The organism is Thalassospira australica, assembly GCF_044790785.1.
Taxonomy (GTDB): Bacteria; Pseudomonadota; Alphaproteobacteria; order Rhodospirillales; family Thalassospiraceae; genus Thalassospira; species Thalassospira australica_A.
In genome coordinates, this window is the sequence record NZ_CP085258.1 from 1,597,508 (window position 1) to 1,615,225 (window position 17,718).

The 17,718-nt window shown below is 57.7% G+C and carries 23 protein-coding genes; 17 read left to right on the top strand and 6 right to left on the bottom strand.

All coding sequences use genetic code 11. The features are described 5' to 3' along the window. Window position 1: 1 nt before the first annotated feature. From LG297_RS07620 to LG297_RS07640, 5 genes are read left to right on the top strand one after another with little or no spacing between them, the layout of a single operon-like run. Window positions 2–1,006, top strand: coding sequence for an ABC transporter substrate-binding protein (locus LG297_RS07620; protein ID WP_404426325.1), 1,005 nt, complete (start codon window positions 2–4; stop codon window positions 1,004–1,006). Then, entirely contained in the window at window positions 1,007–1,924 is a 918-nt protein-coding gene (locus tag LG297_RS07625; protein WP_404426326.1) for an ABC transporter permease, read from the top strand. It begins immediately after the preceding gene. Between the two features lie 2 nt (window positions 1,925–1,926). Next, window positions 1,927–2,745: an ABC transporter permease gene (locus LG297_RS07630; protein WP_404426327.1), complete on the top strand. Its 819-nt coding sequence runs from the start codon at window positions 1,927–1,929 to the stop codon at window positions 2,743–2,745. Then, entirely contained in the window at window positions 2,742–3,818 is a 1,077-nt protein-coding gene (locus LG297_RS07635; protein WP_404426328.1) for an ABC transporter ATP-binding protein, read from the top strand. The genes LG297_RS07630 and LG297_RS07635 overlap by 4 nt, the downstream gene beginning before the upstream one ends. 25 nt (window positions 3,819–3,843) lie before the next feature. Beyond that, complete coding sequence (locus tag LG297_RS07640) at window positions 3,844–4,674, top strand: phosphodiesterase (RefSeq protein ID WP_404426329.1); 831 nt, start codon at window positions 3,844–3,846, stop codon at window positions 4,672–4,674. Between the two features lie 24 nt (window positions 4,675–4,698). Here LG297_RS07640 and LG297_RS07645 read toward each other — a convergent pair whose 3' ends face one another. After that, the gene (locus LG297_RS07645) at window positions 4,699–5,889 is read right to left on the bottom strand and encodes an FAD-dependent oxidoreductase (protein ID WP_404426330.1); all 1,191 of its coding nucleotides are present in this window, start codon (window positions 5,887–5,889) and stop codon (window positions 4,699–4,701) included. Between the two features lie 218 nt (window positions 5,890–6,107). On the opposite strand from LG297_RS07645, the gene LG297_RS07650 reads away from it, so the two are divergent. From LG297_RS07650 to LG297_RS07665, 4 genes are all read left to right on the top strand, one after another. Continuing rightward, entirely contained in the window at window positions 6,108–6,446 is a 339-nt protein-coding gene (locus tag LG297_RS07650) for a DMT family transporter (protein ID WP_404426331.1), read from the top strand. Window positions 6,447–6,608: 162 nt separating this feature from the next. Beyond that, a complete protein-coding gene (locus LG297_RS07655) occupies window positions 6,609–7,016 on the top strand; it encodes a hypothetical protein (protein ID WP_404426332.1) in 408 nt (135 codons plus the stop codon). A gap of 46 nt (window positions 7,017–7,062) precedes the next feature. Continuing rightward, window positions 7,063–7,419: a hypothetical protein gene (locus tag LG297_RS07660; RefSeq protein WP_404426333.1), complete on the top strand. Its 357-nt coding sequence runs from the start codon at window positions 7,063–7,065 to the stop codon at window positions 7,417–7,419. A 76-nt stretch (window positions 7,420–7,495) separates the two neighbouring features. Then, on the top strand, window positions 7,496–7,663 hold the full coding sequence (locus LG297_RS07665) for a DUF3309 family protein (RefSeq protein WP_097050541.1): 168 nt from the start codon (window positions 7,496–7,498) through the stop codon (window positions 7,661–7,663). Window positions 7,664–7,666: 3 nt separating this feature from the next. Here the strand turns inward: LG297_RS07665 and LG297_RS07670 are convergent, their stop codons facing one another. Beyond that, entirely contained in the window at window positions 7,667–8,617 is a 951-nt protein-coding gene (locus LG297_RS07670; protein ID WP_404426334.1) for an NAD-dependent epimerase/dehydratase family protein, read from the bottom strand. 110 nt (window positions 8,618–8,727) lie between these two features. Here LG297_RS07670 and LG297_RS07675 point away from each other — a divergent pair, with 110 nt between their 5' ends. Further along, a complete protein-coding gene (locus LG297_RS07675; RefSeq protein ID WP_404426335.1) occupies window positions 8,728–9,090 on the top strand; it encodes an ArsR/SmtB family transcription factor in 363 nt (120 codons plus the stop codon). Continuing rightward, window positions 9,080–9,541 carry an SRPBCC family protein gene (locus LG297_RS07680; protein ID WP_404426336.1) on the top strand — a complete coding sequence of 154 codons (462 nt, stop codon included), beginning with the start codon at window positions 9,080–9,082 and terminating at the stop codon, window positions 9,539–9,541. Before LG297_RS07675 ends, LG297_RS07680 begins: the two co-directional genes overlap by 11 nt. Before the next feature lie 255 nt (window positions 9,542–9,796). Here LG297_RS07680 and LG297_RS07685 read toward each other — a convergent pair whose 3' ends face one another. After that, entirely contained in the window at window positions 9,797–10,261 is a 465-nt protein-coding gene (locus tag LG297_RS07685) for a RidA family protein (RefSeq protein ID WP_037987824.1), read from the bottom strand. A 228-nt stretch (window positions 10,262–10,489) separates the two neighbouring features. Here LG297_RS07685 and LG297_RS07690 point away from each other — a divergent pair, with 228 nt between their 5' ends. Beyond that, on the top strand, window positions 10,490–11,392 hold the full coding sequence (locus LG297_RS07690; RefSeq protein ID WP_404426337.1) for a DMT family transporter: 903 nt from the start codon (window positions 10,490–10,492) through the stop codon (window positions 11,390–11,392). Window positions 11,393–11,487: 95 nt separating this feature from the next. Further along, window positions 11,488–12,108 carry a TetR/AcrR family transcriptional regulator gene (locus LG297_RS07695; protein WP_404426338.1) on the top strand — a complete coding sequence of 207 codons (621 nt, stop codon included), beginning with the start codon at window positions 11,488–11,490 and terminating at the stop codon, window positions 12,106–12,108. 15 nt (window positions 12,109–12,123) lie between these two features. Here LG297_RS07695 and LG297_RS07700 read toward each other — a convergent pair whose 3' ends face one another. Next, window positions 12,124–12,546: a secondary thiamine-phosphate synthase enzyme YjbQ gene (locus LG297_RS07700; protein WP_404426339.1), complete on the bottom strand. Its 423-nt coding sequence runs from the start codon at window positions 12,544–12,546 to the stop codon at window positions 12,124–12,126. Window positions 12,547–12,723: 177 nt separating this feature from the next. Here LG297_RS07700 and LG297_RS07705 point away from each other — a divergent pair, with 177 nt between their 5' ends. From LG297_RS07705 to LG297_RS07720, 4 genes are all read left to right on the top strand, one after another. Next, window positions 12,724–13,056 (top strand): hypothetical protein, encoded by a 333-nt coding sequence (locus LG297_RS07705; RefSeq protein WP_404426340.1) that lies wholly within the window; start codon window positions 12,724–12,726, stop codon window positions 13,054–13,056. Between the two features lie 123 nt (window positions 13,057–13,179). After that, complete coding sequence (locus tag LG297_RS07710; protein WP_404426341.1) at window positions 13,180–13,746, top strand: plastocyanin/azurin family copper-binding protein; 567 nt, start codon at window positions 13,180–13,182, stop codon at window positions 13,744–13,746. Window positions 13,747–13,835: 89 nt separating this feature from the next. After that, window positions 13,836–15,542: a copper resistance system multicopper oxidase gene (locus tag LG297_RS07715; RefSeq protein WP_404426342.1), complete on the top strand. Its 1,707-nt coding sequence runs from the start codon at window positions 13,836–13,838 to the stop codon at window positions 15,540–15,542. A gap of 6 nt (window positions 15,543–15,548) precedes the next feature. After that, a complete protein-coding gene (locus tag LG297_RS07720) occupies window positions 15,549–16,274 on the top strand; it encodes a copper resistance protein B (RefSeq protein ID WP_404426343.1) in 726 nt (241 codons plus the stop codon). A gap of 58 nt (window positions 16,275–16,332) precedes the next feature. On the opposite strand, the gene LG297_RS07725 is transcribed toward LG297_RS07720, so the two are convergent. After that, window positions 16,333–17,190, bottom strand: a complete 858-nt coding sequence (locus tag LG297_RS07725) for a DODA-type extradiol aromatic ring-opening family dioxygenase (protein ID WP_404426344.1) — start codon at window positions 17,188–17,190, stop codon at window positions 16,333–16,335. A gap of 153 nt (window positions 17,191–17,343) precedes the next feature. Further along, window positions 17,344–17,556 carry a DUF3185 family protein gene (locus LG297_RS07730; RefSeq protein ID WP_404426345.1) on the bottom strand — a complete coding sequence of 71 codons (213 nt, stop codon included), beginning with the start codon at window positions 17,554–17,556 and terminating at the stop codon, window positions 17,344–17,346. Window positions 17,557–17,718: the final 162 nt, after the last annotated feature.

Here is a 17,718-nt window from a genome sequence, read left to right on the forward strand (position 1 = left end):
AGTGCGTTTCAAACAACTTGTCATGGGTGCGGCGTTTGCTGTTGCGGCTGCGCAGCCCGCCTTCGCCGAAGATGTTGCGATTTGCTATAACTGTCCGCCGGAATGGGCCGATTGGGGCGGGCAGCTCAAGAACATTGCGCACGACCTTAAGATCGATGTGCCGCAGGACAACAAGAATTCCGGTCAGACTTTGTCGCAGCTTCTGGCGGAAAAGGATAATCCGGTTGCCGATGTTGCCTATTACGGGGTTTCGTTTGGCATCACGGCCAAAGAGGAAGGCGTTGTTGCCGATTACAAACCGGCCAATTTCGACAAGATCCCGGCGGGCCTGAAAGATGAAAACGGCGCGTGGTTTGCCATTCATTCCGGCACAATCGGGCTTTTTGTCAATACCGAGGCCCTTGGCGGGGCGCCGGTTCCGCAAAGCTGGTCGGACCTTCTGAAGCCGGAATACAAGGGCATGGTCGGCTATCTTGACCCGTCAAGCGCGTTTGTCGGTTATGCCGGTGCGGTTGCGATCAACCGGGCGATGGGCGGGTCGCTTGACGATTTCACGCCGGGGATCGCGTTTTTCAAGAAGCTGAAAGCAAACGATCCGATCGTGCCGAAACAGACCGCCTATGCGCGGGTTCTGTCGGGCGAAATTCCGATCCTGATCGATTATGATTTCAACGCGTACCGTGCGAAATACAAGGACGAGGCCAATGTTGCCTTTGTCATCCCGACCGAGGGTACGGTTGCGGTTCCCTATGTCATGAGTCTGGTGAAAAACGGGCCGCATGCGGAGAATGGCAAAAAGGTTCTGGATTATGTGATGTCGGACGCGGGGCAGGCCCATTGGGCCAATGCGTTCCTGCGCCCGGTGATTGCATCGGCGATGTCGCCGGAAGCATCGGAAAAGTTCCTTCCGGCAGCGGAATATGAGCGTTCCCAGCCGGTCGATTACGCCAAAATGGCCGAAGTTCAGGCCGGTTTTGGCGAGCGTTATCTGTCCGAGGTGCGGTAAGTGTCGTCGGTTGAACATATCAAAGAGGGGCGTTCGCGCCCTTCTTTCCCATGGGCTTTATCCTCTTTATTCGGGCGGGCAACACCGGGGGCGGGAAGCCCGGCCATTCTGGCATTGTTGATGTTGCCCGGCCTGATCATTGTCGCGGCGTTTTTCATCATTCCGATGGCGCTGGTGGCGATGCGGGTGGCGGATGGCCCCGACGGGCTTGCGACCTATTTCGTGATCCTGACCCATGATCGGTATCTGGCAAGCCTGATCCAGACGCTTGTGATGTCGGGGGGGGTGACGGTGACGGCCCTTGTGCTGTGCGGGGTTTGCGGGCTGTTTCTGGTGCGTAACCGGTTTGCCGGGCGCAATGTGATTACCGCCCTTTTGACCCTGCCGCTCTCGTTTCCGGGGACGGTGGTTGGTTTCATGGTGATCATGCTGGCGGGACGGCAGGGTGTGATCGGATCGATCACGGATGCGCTTTGGGGCGAGAAGATCGTCTTTGCCTATGAGATCACCGGGTTGTTTGTTGGCTATCTTTATTTTTCGATCCCGCGGGTGATTTTGGCCGTCATGGCATCGGCCGAGAAGCTTGATCCGCAGCTTGAAGAAGCGGCCCGGTCGCTGGGCGCGCCGACATGGCGGGTGGTCCGGGATGTGATCCTGCCGGGGCTTATGCCCGGTCTTGTGTCGTCGGGTGCGATCTGCTTTGCGACCGCGATGGGCGCGTTTGGTACGGCCTTTACACTGGCAACCGATATCGATGTTCTGCCGATGGTGATCTATACCGAATTTACCCGAAACGCCAATATCGCGGTGGCAGCGGCGCTCAGCATCGCGTTGGGCGCGATGACATGGGCGGTTCTGGCCGCGGTGCGGGTTTTCGTTGGCAATGGTGCGACATCAGGCACCGGCGGGGGAGCGTGATCATGCGGCGTGACTGGAAATTTTACAGCCAGCTTGGTCTGACGATTGTGCTGTGCCTGTTTATCGTGGTGCCGGTGGTGATGTCGGCCCTGGCCGGGGTGACGGTCAATGTGTTCAAGGGGCTATCGTCGGGATTGACCCTGCGCTGGGTGTTTGAGGTCTGGGACCTTTATGCGCAAAGCATCCTGCTGTCGCTTGGCATTGCGATGGCGTGCCTTGTGGTGACGTTGGTCGCCGGTGTGCCGCTGGCTTATGTGCTGGTGCGACGGCCCAGCCGGATGATGCGGCTGTTTGAGGAATTGCTCACACTTCCGGTTGCCATTCCGGGGCTGGCATTGGCGCTGGCGTTGCTGATTACCTATGGCGGGGTTGGCGGGTATCGGTCGAGCTGGCTTTTCATCCTGACCGGGCATGTTCTGTTTACCCTGCCTTTCATGGTGCGCTCGGTCGCAGCCGTGATGGCGGCGATGGATATGAAGATGCTTGAAGAAGGGGCGGCAAGCCTTGGGGCCGGGTTCTGGCGGCGGTTCTTTGGCGTCATCGTGCCCAATGCCAAGCCGGGTATTCTGGCCGGTGCGCTGATGGTGGTGACGCTATCCATCGGGGAATTCAACCTGACCTGGATGCTGCATACGCCGCTTACCAAAACATTGCCGGTCGGCCTTGCCGATGCCTATGCCTCCATGCGCCTTGAGATCGGCAGTGCCTATACCCTGATTTTCTTTGTTTTGATCATGCCGTTGCTGATTGCGATGCAGGCACTTGCCAACCGGGGCAATCGCGCATCCAAGCGCATCGATACGGCGGAGGATACGTTATGAGTACGCAGATCAGACTTCGCAATTGTGCGAAAACCTTTGCCGATGGCACACGCGCCTTGGCCCCCTTTGACCTGACGATCGAGGGCGGGGAAACGATTGTTCTGCTGGGCCCGTCGGGATGCGGCAAGACGACGATTTTGCGCATGATTGCCGGGTTGGAATTTCCCGATGCGGGCGGTGTGATCAGCTTTGACGGGGATGATGTCACCCGCCAGTCGATTGAAAAACGCCGGGTCGGTATGGTGTTTCAGTCCTATGCCCTGTTTCCCAATATGACGGTGGCGCAAAACGTTGCCTATGGGCTTAAGGTGCATGGGGTGGCGCGCGCGGAACGCGATGCGCGCGTCGATGCGATGCTGGAAATGATGCATATCGATATGCTGGCGGATCGGCGGATTGATCAGCTTTCGGGCGGGCAGCGCCAGCGGGTGGCATTGGCGCGCGCGATTGCGGTGCAGCCGCGTGTCTTGTTGCTCGACGAACCCCTGACCGCGCTGGATGCGAAACTGCGTGTAAGGTTGCGCACCGAGATCAATGCGCTTCTGCGCAAGCTTGGCATTACCGCGGTTTATGTCACCCACGATCAGGAAGAAGCCATGGCGCTGGGTGACCGGATTGTCGTGATGCAAAAGGGCGAGATCGCGCAGATCGGCACCCCGCGCGAGATTTATCGCAAGCCGCAAAACCCGTTTGTTGCCGATTTCGTCGGGGCGGCCAACCGGATGACAGGGCAGATGCGCGACGGGCGATTGCATATCGGCGCCCACGTTTTTGATGCGGTCGATGCGTTTGATCCGCGCCATGGGGCGATTATCGATCAGGGCCCGGTGGAGCTTTATTTCCGGGCGGACGGGCTTTCGCCCTGTGATCTGAGCGAGGCGCATTTTACCGGCCGGGTCGAGGCGGTTTCGTATCTGGGCGAACGGTTGCGTTTGACCGTGTCGGGGATCGGCCCGCAGGCGGTGACAATCGATACCCATGCCGATGACGTGATTGAAGCCGGGGCCGATGTGCATTGCCGGGTCAATGCCGACCGGCTGACGGTTTTTCCCGCTGTTGCGGCCCATTCATAAGAACACAAGAAAGAAATCAAAGAAAATGCTGATTGCACAATTGACCGACCTGCATATCGGGGCGGGCCGCAGGCTTGCCTATCGCAAGGTGGATACCGCAGGCGCGCTTGAAAAGGCGGTTGCCCATGTCATGGCGATGGTGCCGCGCCCGGATGTGGTGCTGTTTACCGGCGATATCGGGGATCTTGGAAGCCGGGACGAATATGAACTTGTGGCCGATATCCTTGCCAAACTGACGATCCCGTATTTCATGGTGCCGGGGAACCATGACCGCCGCCAGCCGCTTTGTGATGCCTTCCCTGATGCCACCCCGGTTGGGGCCGATACCGGGTTTGTGAATTATGTGGTCGACGATTTTCCGCTGCGCCTGATTGCGCTGGATACGCTTGACGAAGGTAAGCCGGGTGGGGTTTTGGGGGCGGCACAGCTTGACTGGTTGCGCGATGTGCTTCTGGACGGGGATGGTCGCGATTGCGCGATTTTCATGCATCATCCGCCGATCCGGACCGGGATTGCCCATATGGACGCGCAAAATCTGGGCGCGGGGGCGGATGAGTTGGCGGCAATCGTTTCGGTGCATCGCGACCGGATCAAGGCGATTTTCTGTGGTCATGTGCACCGCCCGATCCATACGATCTGGGCCGGGGTGCCGTTGATGATCGGCCCGTCGGTTGCCCATCAGGTGGCGTTTGATTTACGCGCCGATGGACCATCGGCCTTTGTCATGGAGCCGCCCGCGATGCATCTGCATGTGTGGGATGCCGGGCAGCACAGCCTGATGACGCATCTGGCCTATCTTGACCGGTATGACGGACCGCATCCGTTTTTCGGGCCGGATGGGAAGCTGATTGTTTGAATGGTTGAACCGGGTGGGGCTAAGTTATTTCCCCACCCCGACCTTGATTGCGAGTTTGCGAAGCGGGCCGATGCGGTTGATCGCGGTCAGCCCGGCATAGCGCAGGTCGCGCAGTGTTTTGGGTTCGAACATGGATGCGCGGTTGAGCAAATCAATGCCACCAACCCGTGCGAGCGTTTTGGGGAGCTGTTTGCGTTCGTAGGATTTCAGAAGCGTGGTGGCCCCGATGTCATCGCCCTTGAGCCGTGCCTTTGCCATCAGGTCGGCCAGGGTTTCGATGTCATGGAGGCTCATGTTAAGCCCCTGCGCGCCAATCGGCGGGACGACGTGGGCGGCCTCGGCGACCAGCGCAAGCCTTGCCGAAATCAGGCGCGACGGGACCTGGGATATCATCGGCCAGACCGCGCGCGGGCTTGCGACCTTGAGCGGCCCGAACAGATGTATCGTGTCGTGGGTGATTTCAGCCGAAAGGGTGGCGTCATCCATATTGTAGAGTTGTTCGGCGCGGTTGGCGGGGGCCATCCAGACCACGGACGAGCAGGGTTTGCCATCGAGATCGGGCATCGGGACCAGGGTCAGCGGCCCGCCGGTGCGGTGGATTTCGGTCGAGATATTGTCATGCGGTTTGTCGTGGGTGACGACAAAGACCAATGCACTTTGATCATAGGCCCAGCGGCGATGTTTGATCCCGGCAAAGTCGCGAAGCGATGAATTGCGGCCATCGGCGGCCACGACCAGCTTGGCGCGGACGGTTTCACCGCCGGATAATGTGGCCTCGCCATAACGCGCGGTGCCGATGAAGCCGGTGACTTTGGTGGCAAAGCGGAAATCGACATTGGGTAGCGTTTCAAGTTTTGCCATCAGCGAAACACGGGCGGCCTTGTTCGACACGTTCCAGCCAAAGAAGCCCTGCGTGGTTTCAGCGCCGTCAAAATCGGCGGTTTCACGCGGGGTCATTTCATTGCCCCCGGCATCGACGATGCGCATGACGCGAAGTTCGGCACCCGTCGGTTTGATCGCGTCCCAGACGCCGGCCTTTTTAAGGGTTTCGATACCGGGTTGCAGGAAGGCGGTGGTGCGAAGGTCCGTTCCCTCGCCAATGTCGGCGGGGGCGGGATCGACGATCATGACCTTATGCCCGTCGGCAGCAAAGCGGGCCGCCGCACTCATGCCGGCGATGCCGCCGCCTGCAATCAGAATATCGGTTTCGATCATGTCTTTATCCCTGTTTTATTCGGGCTTCGAATGCGGATGCAGTGTCGCATGTTGGTGGTTGGGCCGCAATGTGCCCGCAATGTGCCTTGGCCCGGAATTATACGCAATGGCTTTGCGATGCGATTTGATGCAGATCGCGGGGCGTGGAAATATATGCATGCCAGTGGCTTGCCCCGCGTGGCGGTTTTGGCCATGTTGGGCGCACAAAATCTTTGACCGTGAAAGGGTTGGTTATGGTGGCGTGGATGTATCTGTTGGGCGCGATCTGCCTTGAAGTGGTCGGGACGGTGTCGCTTAAACTGTCGAACGGTTTTACCGACTGGCGGTTTGCGGTTTTGACCCTGTCGCTTTATGGCGTCAGTTTCTGGGTGCTTTCGCTGACCCTTCGCACCATACCGGTCAGCACCGCCTATGCGGTGTGGTCGGGCCTTGGCACGGCGGCGGTCGCGGTGATCGGCGTGATGTTTTTCAAGGAACCGATGAGCGCGTTCAAGGCGGTTTTCCTGTTGATGATCATTGGCGGGGTCGTCGGGCTTAATGCGGTGGGCAAGCATTAGAACCTTTTCATTCTAAAGGGAAAAGGCACTGGACCTAACCTGTATCAGTAAGAAGATCGCGGTTTTGGGCTAGACTGCCCGATATATGCTTTTTCCCAGCCCGGAGCATATCGGGGCGCGTCGACCCGGCGCACCCGAAACCTGCTGGTTAAGGGGCTTGCCATGACACATGCGCCATCGACCATCGGTCTGGACACGAAATACGACCAATTCCTGCAAACATCTGTCGGTGACGACAAAAAGGGAACCAGTGTTACGGTTCTGTCGATGCTTGCACGGCTTGGCCTTGATCCGTGGCAGGAAGCATCCGACCTTGCCGCGTTGCCCAAAAAATCCGCGTGGGACCGGCTTGACGGGCTGGCGGCGCGCTTTACCGATGTGCCGTCCCTGATTGCCGAACGGGCCGATGCCGTGACGCGGATGATTGCCTCCCTGCCTGGCGGGGAGAGGCACGACAATATCGGGCAGGCCGACGCGCCCGCGCCCGGCATTCTGGGCGGTCGCCTTTATCTGATCATCGCCATCGCGTTTCTTGTTGTCCATGTCAGCATACTCTGGTTCGGAAAGTAGGCAGCAGGGCGGGCACTATTCCGAAATTTTCGCATAAGGCCGTTTGATGACAGACAAGGACGATCTCTGGGCGCTGGAAAAGCGTTTCTGGACCGAGGGGGCGAGTGATGCCCATCACCTGACGGCGAAGGGCGCGGTTGCGGTTCTGCCCTATCCCGCCGGGATTCTGGTGAACGAAGCGATATGGCGCAACAATGCGGTGGCGCAAAGATGGCGGACGGTCGCGTTTGGCGATCTGGCGATCACGCGCAAGGGCGATGTTGCGGTTCTGGCCTATAGCGTGTCGGCAGAACGGGCCGATGTGCCGATTTACGAGGCGCTTTGCAGTTCGACCTATCTGAACGATGACGGCGTCTGGCTGCGGTTGTCGCATCAGCAAACGCCGTCCGGGCCGCATGATTAGGGTTCGGACCCTAAAGGTAGCGGTCGCGTTCTGATTTGCCTTTCAGATTATTTTCAACATAGCGGGAGACGACCAAATGTCGTTAGTCGGTACCATTCTTGTCGTATTGCTCGTGATTTTCCTGCTTGGCGGGGTCAGCGGACGTTTTGGCGGATATGGCTATGGCTACGGTCATGGCAGTATCGGTTTGCTTGGCGTCGTGCTGATTATTGTCATCGCACTGGTTCTGCTGGGCCGGATCTGATCCCTAGGCTGCTGCGGAAACCCCGCAGCAGCTTTGCAGGTCGCGCGTGATATCGGTATGGCGCGGCTGCCAGCCCAGTTCGCGGATCGCCTTTTGACTGGTCATTCGGTGGCTGTGCGCCAGACCACGCGCCCATTCGCCGTATTCGCGGGCGGCGTCATCGGGGCTGATAGGCTCGATCCGGCAATCGGCCCGGCCAAAGGTTTGGCCGATCTGACGGGCAAGGTCGCCGGTCGCGATACCTTCGATGCCAACCCCGATATAGCTTTGGCGGCGTTCGCCGTTTTCAAGCACCAGCCGGTAAAGGTCGGCCAGATCATCGGCATGGATCAGCGGCCAGATGACCGAACCATCCCCGACAATCCGGACGCGGTTTTCATCGCGCGCCGTGCGTGCCATGTCATGAAGCGCCCCGCCCGGCAAGGTCGGGCGTGTCCGAGACGGCGGATCGGTGCGATAGACGGTGGCGGGATAGATCACCATGCCATACAGGGCCGGATCGGACAGGATTTTGGTCAGGCCTGCGATCATCCAGTCAAAGCCCGCAACCGGGGCAAAGGGCGTTTTTTCATCATGGATGGCGTCATCGGATGTGGTGGCGGGGTAAAGCCAGCTTCCGCCGGTATAGATGAAGCGCGGCAGGGCGGGGGCCTTTGGCCCGGACTGGCGATGCAGGGTGCGGAGCAATTCGATCAGCATCCCGGCATCAACCGCGCCCATATCAGCCGAAAAATCACAGGCGGCATGAATGACGGCATCGACCACGGGCAGTTTATCGCACCACGGGCCGGGATTGTGAATATCGCCGCGGATCGGCCATGCCCCCATGACGGCAAGATTGGCGGCACTGTTTTCGCTTCGTGCCAGGGCAAAAACATGATGCCCGGCCAAAACCAGATTGCGCACGATGGCCACCCCGATCAGGCCGCTTCCGCCCAAAATAAAAACACGCATCGCAATTCTCCTGAATTCGTGATGCACTAGGTCATAGAACCTCAAGTAAGGGTAAGGTCAAGGGGGAATTTTTAGGGAAAAACAGTTTGCCAAACGGAGAACTATTTATTATGGTTCGCCAAATGGAAAACTATCAATCATCGCTTGATGCGGCCTTTCATGCGCTTGCCGATCCGACACGCAGGGCGGTGCTAAGCCGACTGACGAAAGGACCGGCATCGGTCAAGGAACTGGCGGAACCCTTTGACATGGGGTTGCCGTCTTTCATGAAACATCTGCGTGTTCTGGAATGTGATGGCCTGATCCGTTCGGAAAAAGTCGGGCGTGTGCGCACGTGCCGGATCAATGCCGAGAGACTGGCGGCGGCCGAAACGTGGCTTTCCGAACAGCGGAAACTTTGGCAGGCGCAGGCCGACCGCCTTGCCGATTATGTCGAAATCCAAATGACCGGGAGATCCGAAGATGGCAGTTAATCAGTCCGAACTGACGGTCGAGCGTTTCATCAAGGCATCGCCCGCAACCGTCTGGAAAGCATGGAGCACGCCCGAGCATCTTGAAAAATGGTGGATACCGGCCCCGATGGAATGCAGGGTGATCAAGCTGGACCTGCGCGCCGGAGGCGGGTTTGAGACACAGATGCGCCAGGGGGACGAAGATTTTCAGCCCCATGTCGAAGGCTGTTTTCTGGAAGCTGTTCCTGAAAGCCGGCTTGTCTGGACGACGGTTCTGCGCGAGGGATGGCGCCCCATCGAGCCGTGGCTGGCATTGACCGCGATCATCACCTTTACGCCAGAGGGCAGCGGAACACGGTACCGGGCGCATGTGTTGCACCGAAATACCGAAGATTCCCTGAAACATCAGGAGATGGGATTCTTTGACGGTTGGGGCACCGTGATTGAGCAGTTGGCGAAAACTGTCGAGTAACGAAAAAAGCCGGGCATGTGCCCGGCTTAATTTTGGTCCGAAGCCACGATCCACAAAGCAGCGTGGGATATGGATTCCCGCCTGCGCGGGAATGACGGTTTTGGGCAGGGCGCTTTCCATCCGTTCGTCACTCCCGCGCAGGCGGGAGTCCATGGGGCTGCGGGTTCTGTCGCGGGGTTTGAGGCTGTGGCACAACTGACTGGATTCCCGCTTTCGCGGGAATGACGGTTGTGGTTTGGCGGATGGATCGGGTCGTTATGCGACTTCGAAGATGCCGTCGATTTCGACCGCAACGCCGAGCGGCAGGGACGCAACGCCAACCGCGGAGCGGGCGTGTTTGCCGGCATCACCGAAAACTTCGACCATGGTGTCGGATGCGCCGTTGACGACCTTGGGCTGATCGGTGAAGGCGGGGTCGGAATTAACGAACGCGTTCAGTTTGACAACGCGTTTGACATTATCGAGATCGCCAATGGCGGCACGGACCTGTGCAATCAGGTTGAGCGCGCAGAGGCGGGCGGCTTTCTGGCCGTCTTCGACCTGATAATCGCGGCCAAGTTTGCCAATGAATTTCAGTTCGCCGTTTTCCATGGTGATCTGACCCGAAACATGCACAAGATTGCCCGAACGGACATAGGGCACGTAATTGGCAACCGGGGCGTTTGCCTGGGGCAGGGTGATGCCGAGTTCGGCAAGGCGGGCGTCGATTTTTCCGGCCATGGATTTGATCCTCGTGATTGGGTGTGGCGAAAACGGTTCCAACTTATCGGCGTTGGCGCGCAAACAAAACCATTTCTTTTGTGTGAAATGGCATGGTGCGGTGGGACCGTCCATAAGCAATGCTGATCGATTGATGAGAAATTTGGATTTGTCATAGACCCCAATCCGTCGCACAAGAAAGCCAAGTCGTAAACGGGTGGCATAAAACAATCAGAGGAAGCGGACGAAATGGGATCAGGACGGTTTAAAATTGCCGATTTGCACGGTGCGTGGCTTGTGCTGATCGGGGTTCTGATCATCAGTCCCGATGCGCTTTTAGTAAGGCTGGTCAAGGCCGACGACATGACGACCGCGTTCTGGCGGTTGCTGATCCTTGGGTCCACACTTGCCCTGATCGCGTTCTGGCGCGGGGTGCGGCGTCGCCAGTCATTGCGCCATGCGATGATGCCGACCCGTGATGAAATGCTGGCCGGGCTGTTTTATGGCGGCACAAGTGCGTGCTTTATCCTGTCGATCCGCAATACCGATGCGGCCAATACATTGGTGATCATTGCCGCAACCCCGTTATTATCCGCCCTGATTGCGGTATTTGTGTTCAAGCGTGTTCTGGCCGCGCGGACATGGATTGCGTCGGTTGTGGTGTTTGTGTCGCTTGCGGCGATTGTCGGGGCGGGGTTTGGCGGGGCCAATACGCTTGGCGATATTCTGGCCCTTGGGACGGCGATCTGCATGGCGTGTTATTTCAATGTGGTGGGCACGCGCATTCATATCGATGCGGTGCGTGCGATGATGGTGGGTGCGTTTCTGGCGACATTGGTAATGGTACCCAATGCCAGCCCGATGGCGCTTGAGCCGCTTGATCCGCTGTGGCTGATCCTGCTGGGCTGTGTGGTGTTGCCGCTGTCGTTCCTGTTCATTACCGCCGGTGCCAAGAAAATCCCGGCCGCCGAGGCGGGGCTGATCATGCTGAACGAGGCGATTTTCGGATCGCTTCTGGTGTGGCTGGTGGTCGATGAGGTGCCAAGCCGCACGACATTGATTTGCGGATCAATCGTGATCGCGACGCTGGCGGTACACAGTTACCTTGGGCTGCGCCAAAGTCGCAGGCTTCGCGCCGCAGAGGCGCGTTAGGGCGGTAATCCGCAGAACAGGCAATTGACAGCGAGTGGTATCGGGTTTAGTTGAGTTTACTCAATGAGTGTGCTCAATTTAATAAGGGATGTCTTATGAACAGCCGTGCCACCAGACGCGAACAGACACGTGAAAACATTCTGATCGCGGCGCGCAAATGCTTTGACGCGCATGGCTATGACGGGGCGTCAACGCGTGAAATCGCCAAAGAAGCCGGTGTTGCCGAGGGTACGATCTTCAGTCATTTCCCGACCAAGGAAGAATTGCTGATTTCAAGTGTTGGCGAACATCTGGCGGACGCGATCAGGCAGGGGCTGCATACGATGGAGCCTGAATGGTGCTTTGTCGACAAGCTGATGCATATTGCCGCCATCCGGTTTGCCCAGATCGCGCTGCAACCCGGCCTTTGGCAGGTGATTTTGCAGCAGTTGGTGTTTTCGCCGCGCAAGGGGGCGGTCAAGGAACTGATGCGCGGCAGCGGGATGATCGAGGCGGTGATGCGTCTGATCGAGGATGCGCAGCTTGACGGGGAACTGAACCCGGCAATTGAACCCGAGGCGATCCACAAGACTGTCATCGCCCTGTTTTTATTCACCATCCACGAACATGTCGGGGCGGAGAATTACGATTGCGAAGACATGTGCGCGACCTTGCGCGGCCTGCTTGACACCCAGATCAAGGGCATCTGGCTGCGTCGGCCGGAAATGGCGGCGTAAGGCGGCAAACCGGGCTTATTCCCCGATCAGATGCAGGGTGATCTGGCGGTGATGCGGGGCGTGGCGATGTTCAAACAGGTAAATCCCCTGCCACGTACCAAGGACGGCACGGCCATGCGCAACCGGGATGGTGAGTGACACATCGGTCAGCGCAGCCCGGATGTGGGCCGGCATATCGTCGGGGCCTTCGGCGGTGTGGCGATAGAGGCTGGGGTTTTCCTGTACCAGCCTTGCAAAGAAGGTTTCAAGGTCAAGCACCACATCGGGATCGGCGTTTTCCTGGATCGTCAGGCTAGCGGATGTATGGCGGCAATAGATCGTCACCTGACCGGTTTTGATGCCGGTTTGTTGCAGCCATGACTGGACCTGATCGGTGATTTCAAACAGGCCCTGACCGGTGGTGGCGATTTCAAGGGTTGTCTGGTTTTGCGACAGCATGGGGCATTCCGTCTTGCGAGGTTGATGTCTGAAAATGATCGTAATCGCCGGGGTGAACAATAACAAGGGCACCTAATCTTTTGAAATATAAGGATATGCGGCGTGCCGCAATATTGCCACTTGACGTTGCCCGTTGCCGGGCATAACGATTTGGGCGTTAGATTTTGATCGGAAGCCATGTTACGTTTCATTTCCTGCACACTTGTGATCCTGATGAGCCTGACAGTTTTGCTGTCGGTCAGCGGGAACGTGCGGGCGCATTCCGGCCATGACGGCAACAGCCATCATGGCATGGTCAGCGATATGGATGACATGTCCAAGCCGTTTTCCCACTATCCGTTTTCATCCCATGCCGATATTTGCGGCATGACGGTCTGCGGGCCGTTTGTCGAGGAACTGGTCGATCTGGTATCGGTCACGCTTGTGGTTTCACAAGCTGCATTCTGGATCACGGAGCGTTCGTTCGTTTCGATTGAGGCAGATGGCAGCTACAAGCCGCCGCGCGCCTGAAAATAATCCCGTCTTTGTCTTAAATGCCGTCATCTGGTCGTCCGTTTCGGGGATCAGTGCAGCTTGCGCAGATGTTTGTGCAGCAACGGCAATCATTCTGACGACTATTTTCAGGAGCATGATATGCCCAACGTCAAATCGAATTTTCTTACCCGTATTGCCGTTTCAAGCGCGATTGCAGGTGTCCTGCTGAGCGCACCGCTTGCCTTTGCAAGCCCGGGACATGGTCAGGGCCATGGTTCGGTCGCCCCGGAAATCGGTGCGCCGGGAAATGCCGCCGATGTTACCCGCACCATCAAGGTTGTTATGGAAGACAATTTCTTTGATGCGGAAACCATCGAAGTCCGTGCCGGTGAAACCATCCTTTTCCAGATTGAAAACAAGGGTGAGTTTGTTCACGAGTTCAATATCGGCACGGCCGCCATGCATGCCAGCCATCAGAAAGAAATGATGATGATGATGGAACATGGCGCGCTTGATGTGGACAAGATCCATATGGACAAGATGAAAATGGATATGGGGAACGGTATGACCATGGAACATGACGACCCCAACAGCGTCCTGCTTGAACCCGGCCAGACCGCCGAGATCATCTGGACGTTCCCAGCGGATGCGGAGCTTGAATTCGCCTGCAACGTACCGGGCCACTATGAAAGCGGCATGATGGGCAAAGTCCGTCTGAAGTCATAAGCCGGTCGGTTCGAGGTGCGAGAGGCGGGGCGGTGCCTTGCCGTCCCTGAGGCCTCTGGCGTTTCCGCAAGTTTTTGGGAATCCATGAAATGAAAATCAACTATGTCAAAGGCGTCCTTGCCGGGGCGCTGGCGATGGTTGCCCTGTCGACGGGAAGTCAGGCGGCGACCTATGACCTGACGGTCGATTATGTCACCATCGATACCGGAGATACCAAGACAAAGGGTATCGGCTATAACGGGGCATCCCCCGGACCAACACTTCGTTTCAAGGAAGGCGAAGAGGCGGTGATCAATGTCACCAACAATCTGAAAGAGGCAACCTCGATCCATTGGCATGGTCTTATCCTGCCCTATCAGATGGATGGTGTGCCGGGCATCAGTTTCCCCGGGATCGAACCGGGCGAGACATTCACCTATCGCATTCCGGTCAAACAAAGCGGCACATACTGGTTCCACAGCCATTCCGGTTTTCAGGAGCCGGACGGAGCCTATGGTTCGATCATCATCGAGCCGGAAAAGCGCGAACCGTTCAAATTCGACCGCGAATATGTGGTGGTCCTGAAAGACAAGCATCCCCATTCGGGTGATCGCATTCTGCGCAATCTGAAAATGATGCCGGACTATTACAACCGCAAACAGCGGACCCTTGGCGACTTCATTGATGATGTATCGAAGGACGGTCTGGGTGCGACGTTGTCAGAACGCGGCGACTGGGGTTCCATGCGGATGATGCGGACCGACATCGAGGATGTGCAGGGTTTTGTCGGCCTGATCAATGGCATGTCACCCGATCAGAACTGGACCGGATTGTTCAAGCCCGAAGAACGGGTGCGGCTTCGTTTCATCAATGCGTCGGCGATGACCTATTTCGATGTCCGGATGCCGGGGCTTGAAATGACCGTGGTACAGGCAGATGGCAATAATGTGCAGCCGGTCAAGGTTGACGAGTTCCGCATTGCGGTTGCCGAAACCTATGACGTGATTGTCCAGCCAAAGGATGACAGGGCCTATCCGATTTTGGCGGAATCCATGGGGCGGTCGGGCCATGCCTTTGCCACCCTGGCCCCGCGCGAAGGAATGCGGGCCGAGATGCCGGAATTGCGCACGGAATCACCGATGCTGACCATGGCCGATATGGGCATGGCGCATGGGGATATGGGCCATGGCGATATGGCGGGCATGGATCATGGTGCTGCTGCCACCGACAGCGGATCGCAAGGGTCGATGCCCGGAATGGATCATTCGAATATGCCTGGAATGGATCATTCCAGTATGGATATGGACGAGAAGGCCGATCCGTTCTATGCGGCGGGCAGTGGTCTTGTTCCGGCGGCAGCCAATGGCGGCAAGTTCCTGTCCTATAGCGATCTGAAAGCGCAGAAACCGCTTTATGCAGAACGTCCGGCCACCCGCGAGATCGAGCTTCGCCTGACCGGAAACATGGAACGGTATAGCTGGTCGATCAATGGTGTGAAATACGAAGATGCCGAGCCGATCCGCCTGAAATACGGGGAACGGGTCCGCTTCAAATTCGTCAATGAAACCATGATGACCCATCCGATGCATCTTCATGGCATGTGGTCGATCCTTGATACGGGGCAGGGTAAATGGAACCCGGTCAAACACACGCTCAGCATCAATCCGGGCACCACGGTTTATTCCGAAACCGAGGTTGATGAACCGGGCGAATGGGCATTCCACTGTCATCTGAGTTTCCATATGGCAACCGGCATGTTCCGCAAGGTCGTGGTCGAAGGCGGCCCGACAGTCACACAGCTTGAGAGCGGGAGTTGATCCATCATGAAAAAACTTGATCTGATGATGATCGGCGGGGGTGTCGCATTGGCACTCGGCCCGTTCGCGCGTGCCGGTATGGCGATGGATGCCAGTATTTATTACGGCTTTCAGGCCGAACAGTTTGAATATCGTGTCGGTGACGAAAGCGAAAAGCGCCTTGTCTGGGATGCGGATGCCTTTGTGGGCACGGACGAACTTAAACTGCGCTGGCAGGGGGAGGGCGAACGTGACCTTGATGCGGATAGTTACGAGAAACTTGAAAACCGGTTTGTCCTGCAAACCCCGATCAGCGACTTTTTCGATGCCAAGGGGGGCGTGCGTGTTGATACCCCCGAGGGGGCGGATCGCTGGTATGGCACGGTCGGTATTGTCGGACTGGCCCCGCAATGGTTTGAAGTCGATGCCGATCTATTTGTCAGCGAGACGGGCGATGGTTCAGCAAGGCTTGATGTCGAATATGAAGGGCTTCTGACCAACCGTTTGATCCTGACACCATCGTTCGAGATCAATGCGGCCTTCTCGGAAGACCGCGAGATCGAAGTCGGCAAGGGGATTTCCAGCGCCGAGATCGGTTTGCGACTGAGCTATGACCTGATTGATCGCGCCATCGTGCCCTATGTCGGTGTGGCCTATGAACGGAAGTTCGGGGATACCGCCGATTTCGCCAAACATGATGGCGAGGATTATGAGGCAACCTATATCGTCACGGGTATTCGCCTGATGTTCTAGACAAAAGGCCGGGAGGTGACGTCTCCCGGCCTTCTTGTTCTGGTCTGAATATGTCCGTTCAGGCCGCTTGCTGGATGCTTTGGGGATCGTCAAAGCGAAGTGCGGTCATGGCAAGGTTGCCGAACTCAAAACTGTCATGCAGGGTTTCGGGCACGAAGTCGTCGCCCGCCGCCCCCACCGCAGCCCCAAGTGCGATATAAAACGGCATCAGGTGATCGTCTTCGGGATGGGCCAGGGCGGCGTGCGGGGCCTGTGCGCGGTAATCGAGCAGGGCATCAATATCGCGGGTGGCCAGTTTGCCCAGCATCCAGTTGGTGAATTCCTGCGCCCACGGATCAATCGCACCCTCGTTACGGTCAAGGGCGCGCAGATTATGGGTCATCGCCCCGCTGCCAATCACCAGAACGCCAAGATCGCGCAAGCCGCGCAGCTTTTTACCCAGTTCATAATGGTCCGCCGGGCTGCCGTGACCCAGCATGGAGAGCTGAAACACCGGGATATCGGCGCCGGGGCGGGCGATGATCAACGGCATCCATGCGCCGTGATCAAGGCCGCGTTCGGCATCGGTTTTTGCCCCGATCAGACCGGCGATTTCACACGCCAGTGCCGGATCGCCCGCAACATCGTAATGCAGGTCATAAAGCGGTTTGGGGAAGCCGTAAAAATCGTGGATGGTTTCCGGGCGCGCGGCGGTCGAGATGGTCGGCGTGGCGGTTTGCCAATGGGCCGAGACAATCAGGATGGCACGCGCGCCGTCGAACTGCCCCCCAAGATCGCGGGCAAAGAAATCGAATGCCGGGGTGCTTTGGCGTGCGACCAGCATCGGGGATCCGTGCGAGATGAAGATCGGCGCAAGGTTGCCCTGCGGGGTGGTCGAAACAGGGTTGGCAACGGGACTGGTCATGGTGGCGGTCATGGTGGGGCACCTCGACATTCAAACAATATTGATTGCGAATATGTGCCTGTCCTGAGCGCATGACCAGCCCCGGTTCGTCAACAGTGTGTTGCCATTGTCAACGCCACGCGCGGTGTGGCGCGACACCGGCAACACACCGGTCAGGAGAGGAAATCAGCGTGCCTTGGCACCAAACAGCATCAGGACAAAGCCCCCGATGGCCGCCGCAGCGCCACCGATCAGATACCAGACGGTTTCATCGGTATAACGGCCAAGGAAGGTTTCGGACAACTGATCAGCGGCACTTTCGGATGCGTTGAAGCCAACGATCAAAAGGGCAATGCCGATGATACAAATGACGATGCCTGCGATACGAGTGATGGGCATGGGGGCTCCTGTTATTTTTGTTCAGGTTTGCGCGTGTCCCGAAATCGGGACTTGTGTAACTGAGATCACAACGCGGCTTTCGGCAAGTTGTTCCCGCGGGTAAATAATTGATCTGGCTGGATGTATGGTGAAATGCAAAACCCCCGGCCAGTGACCGGGAGC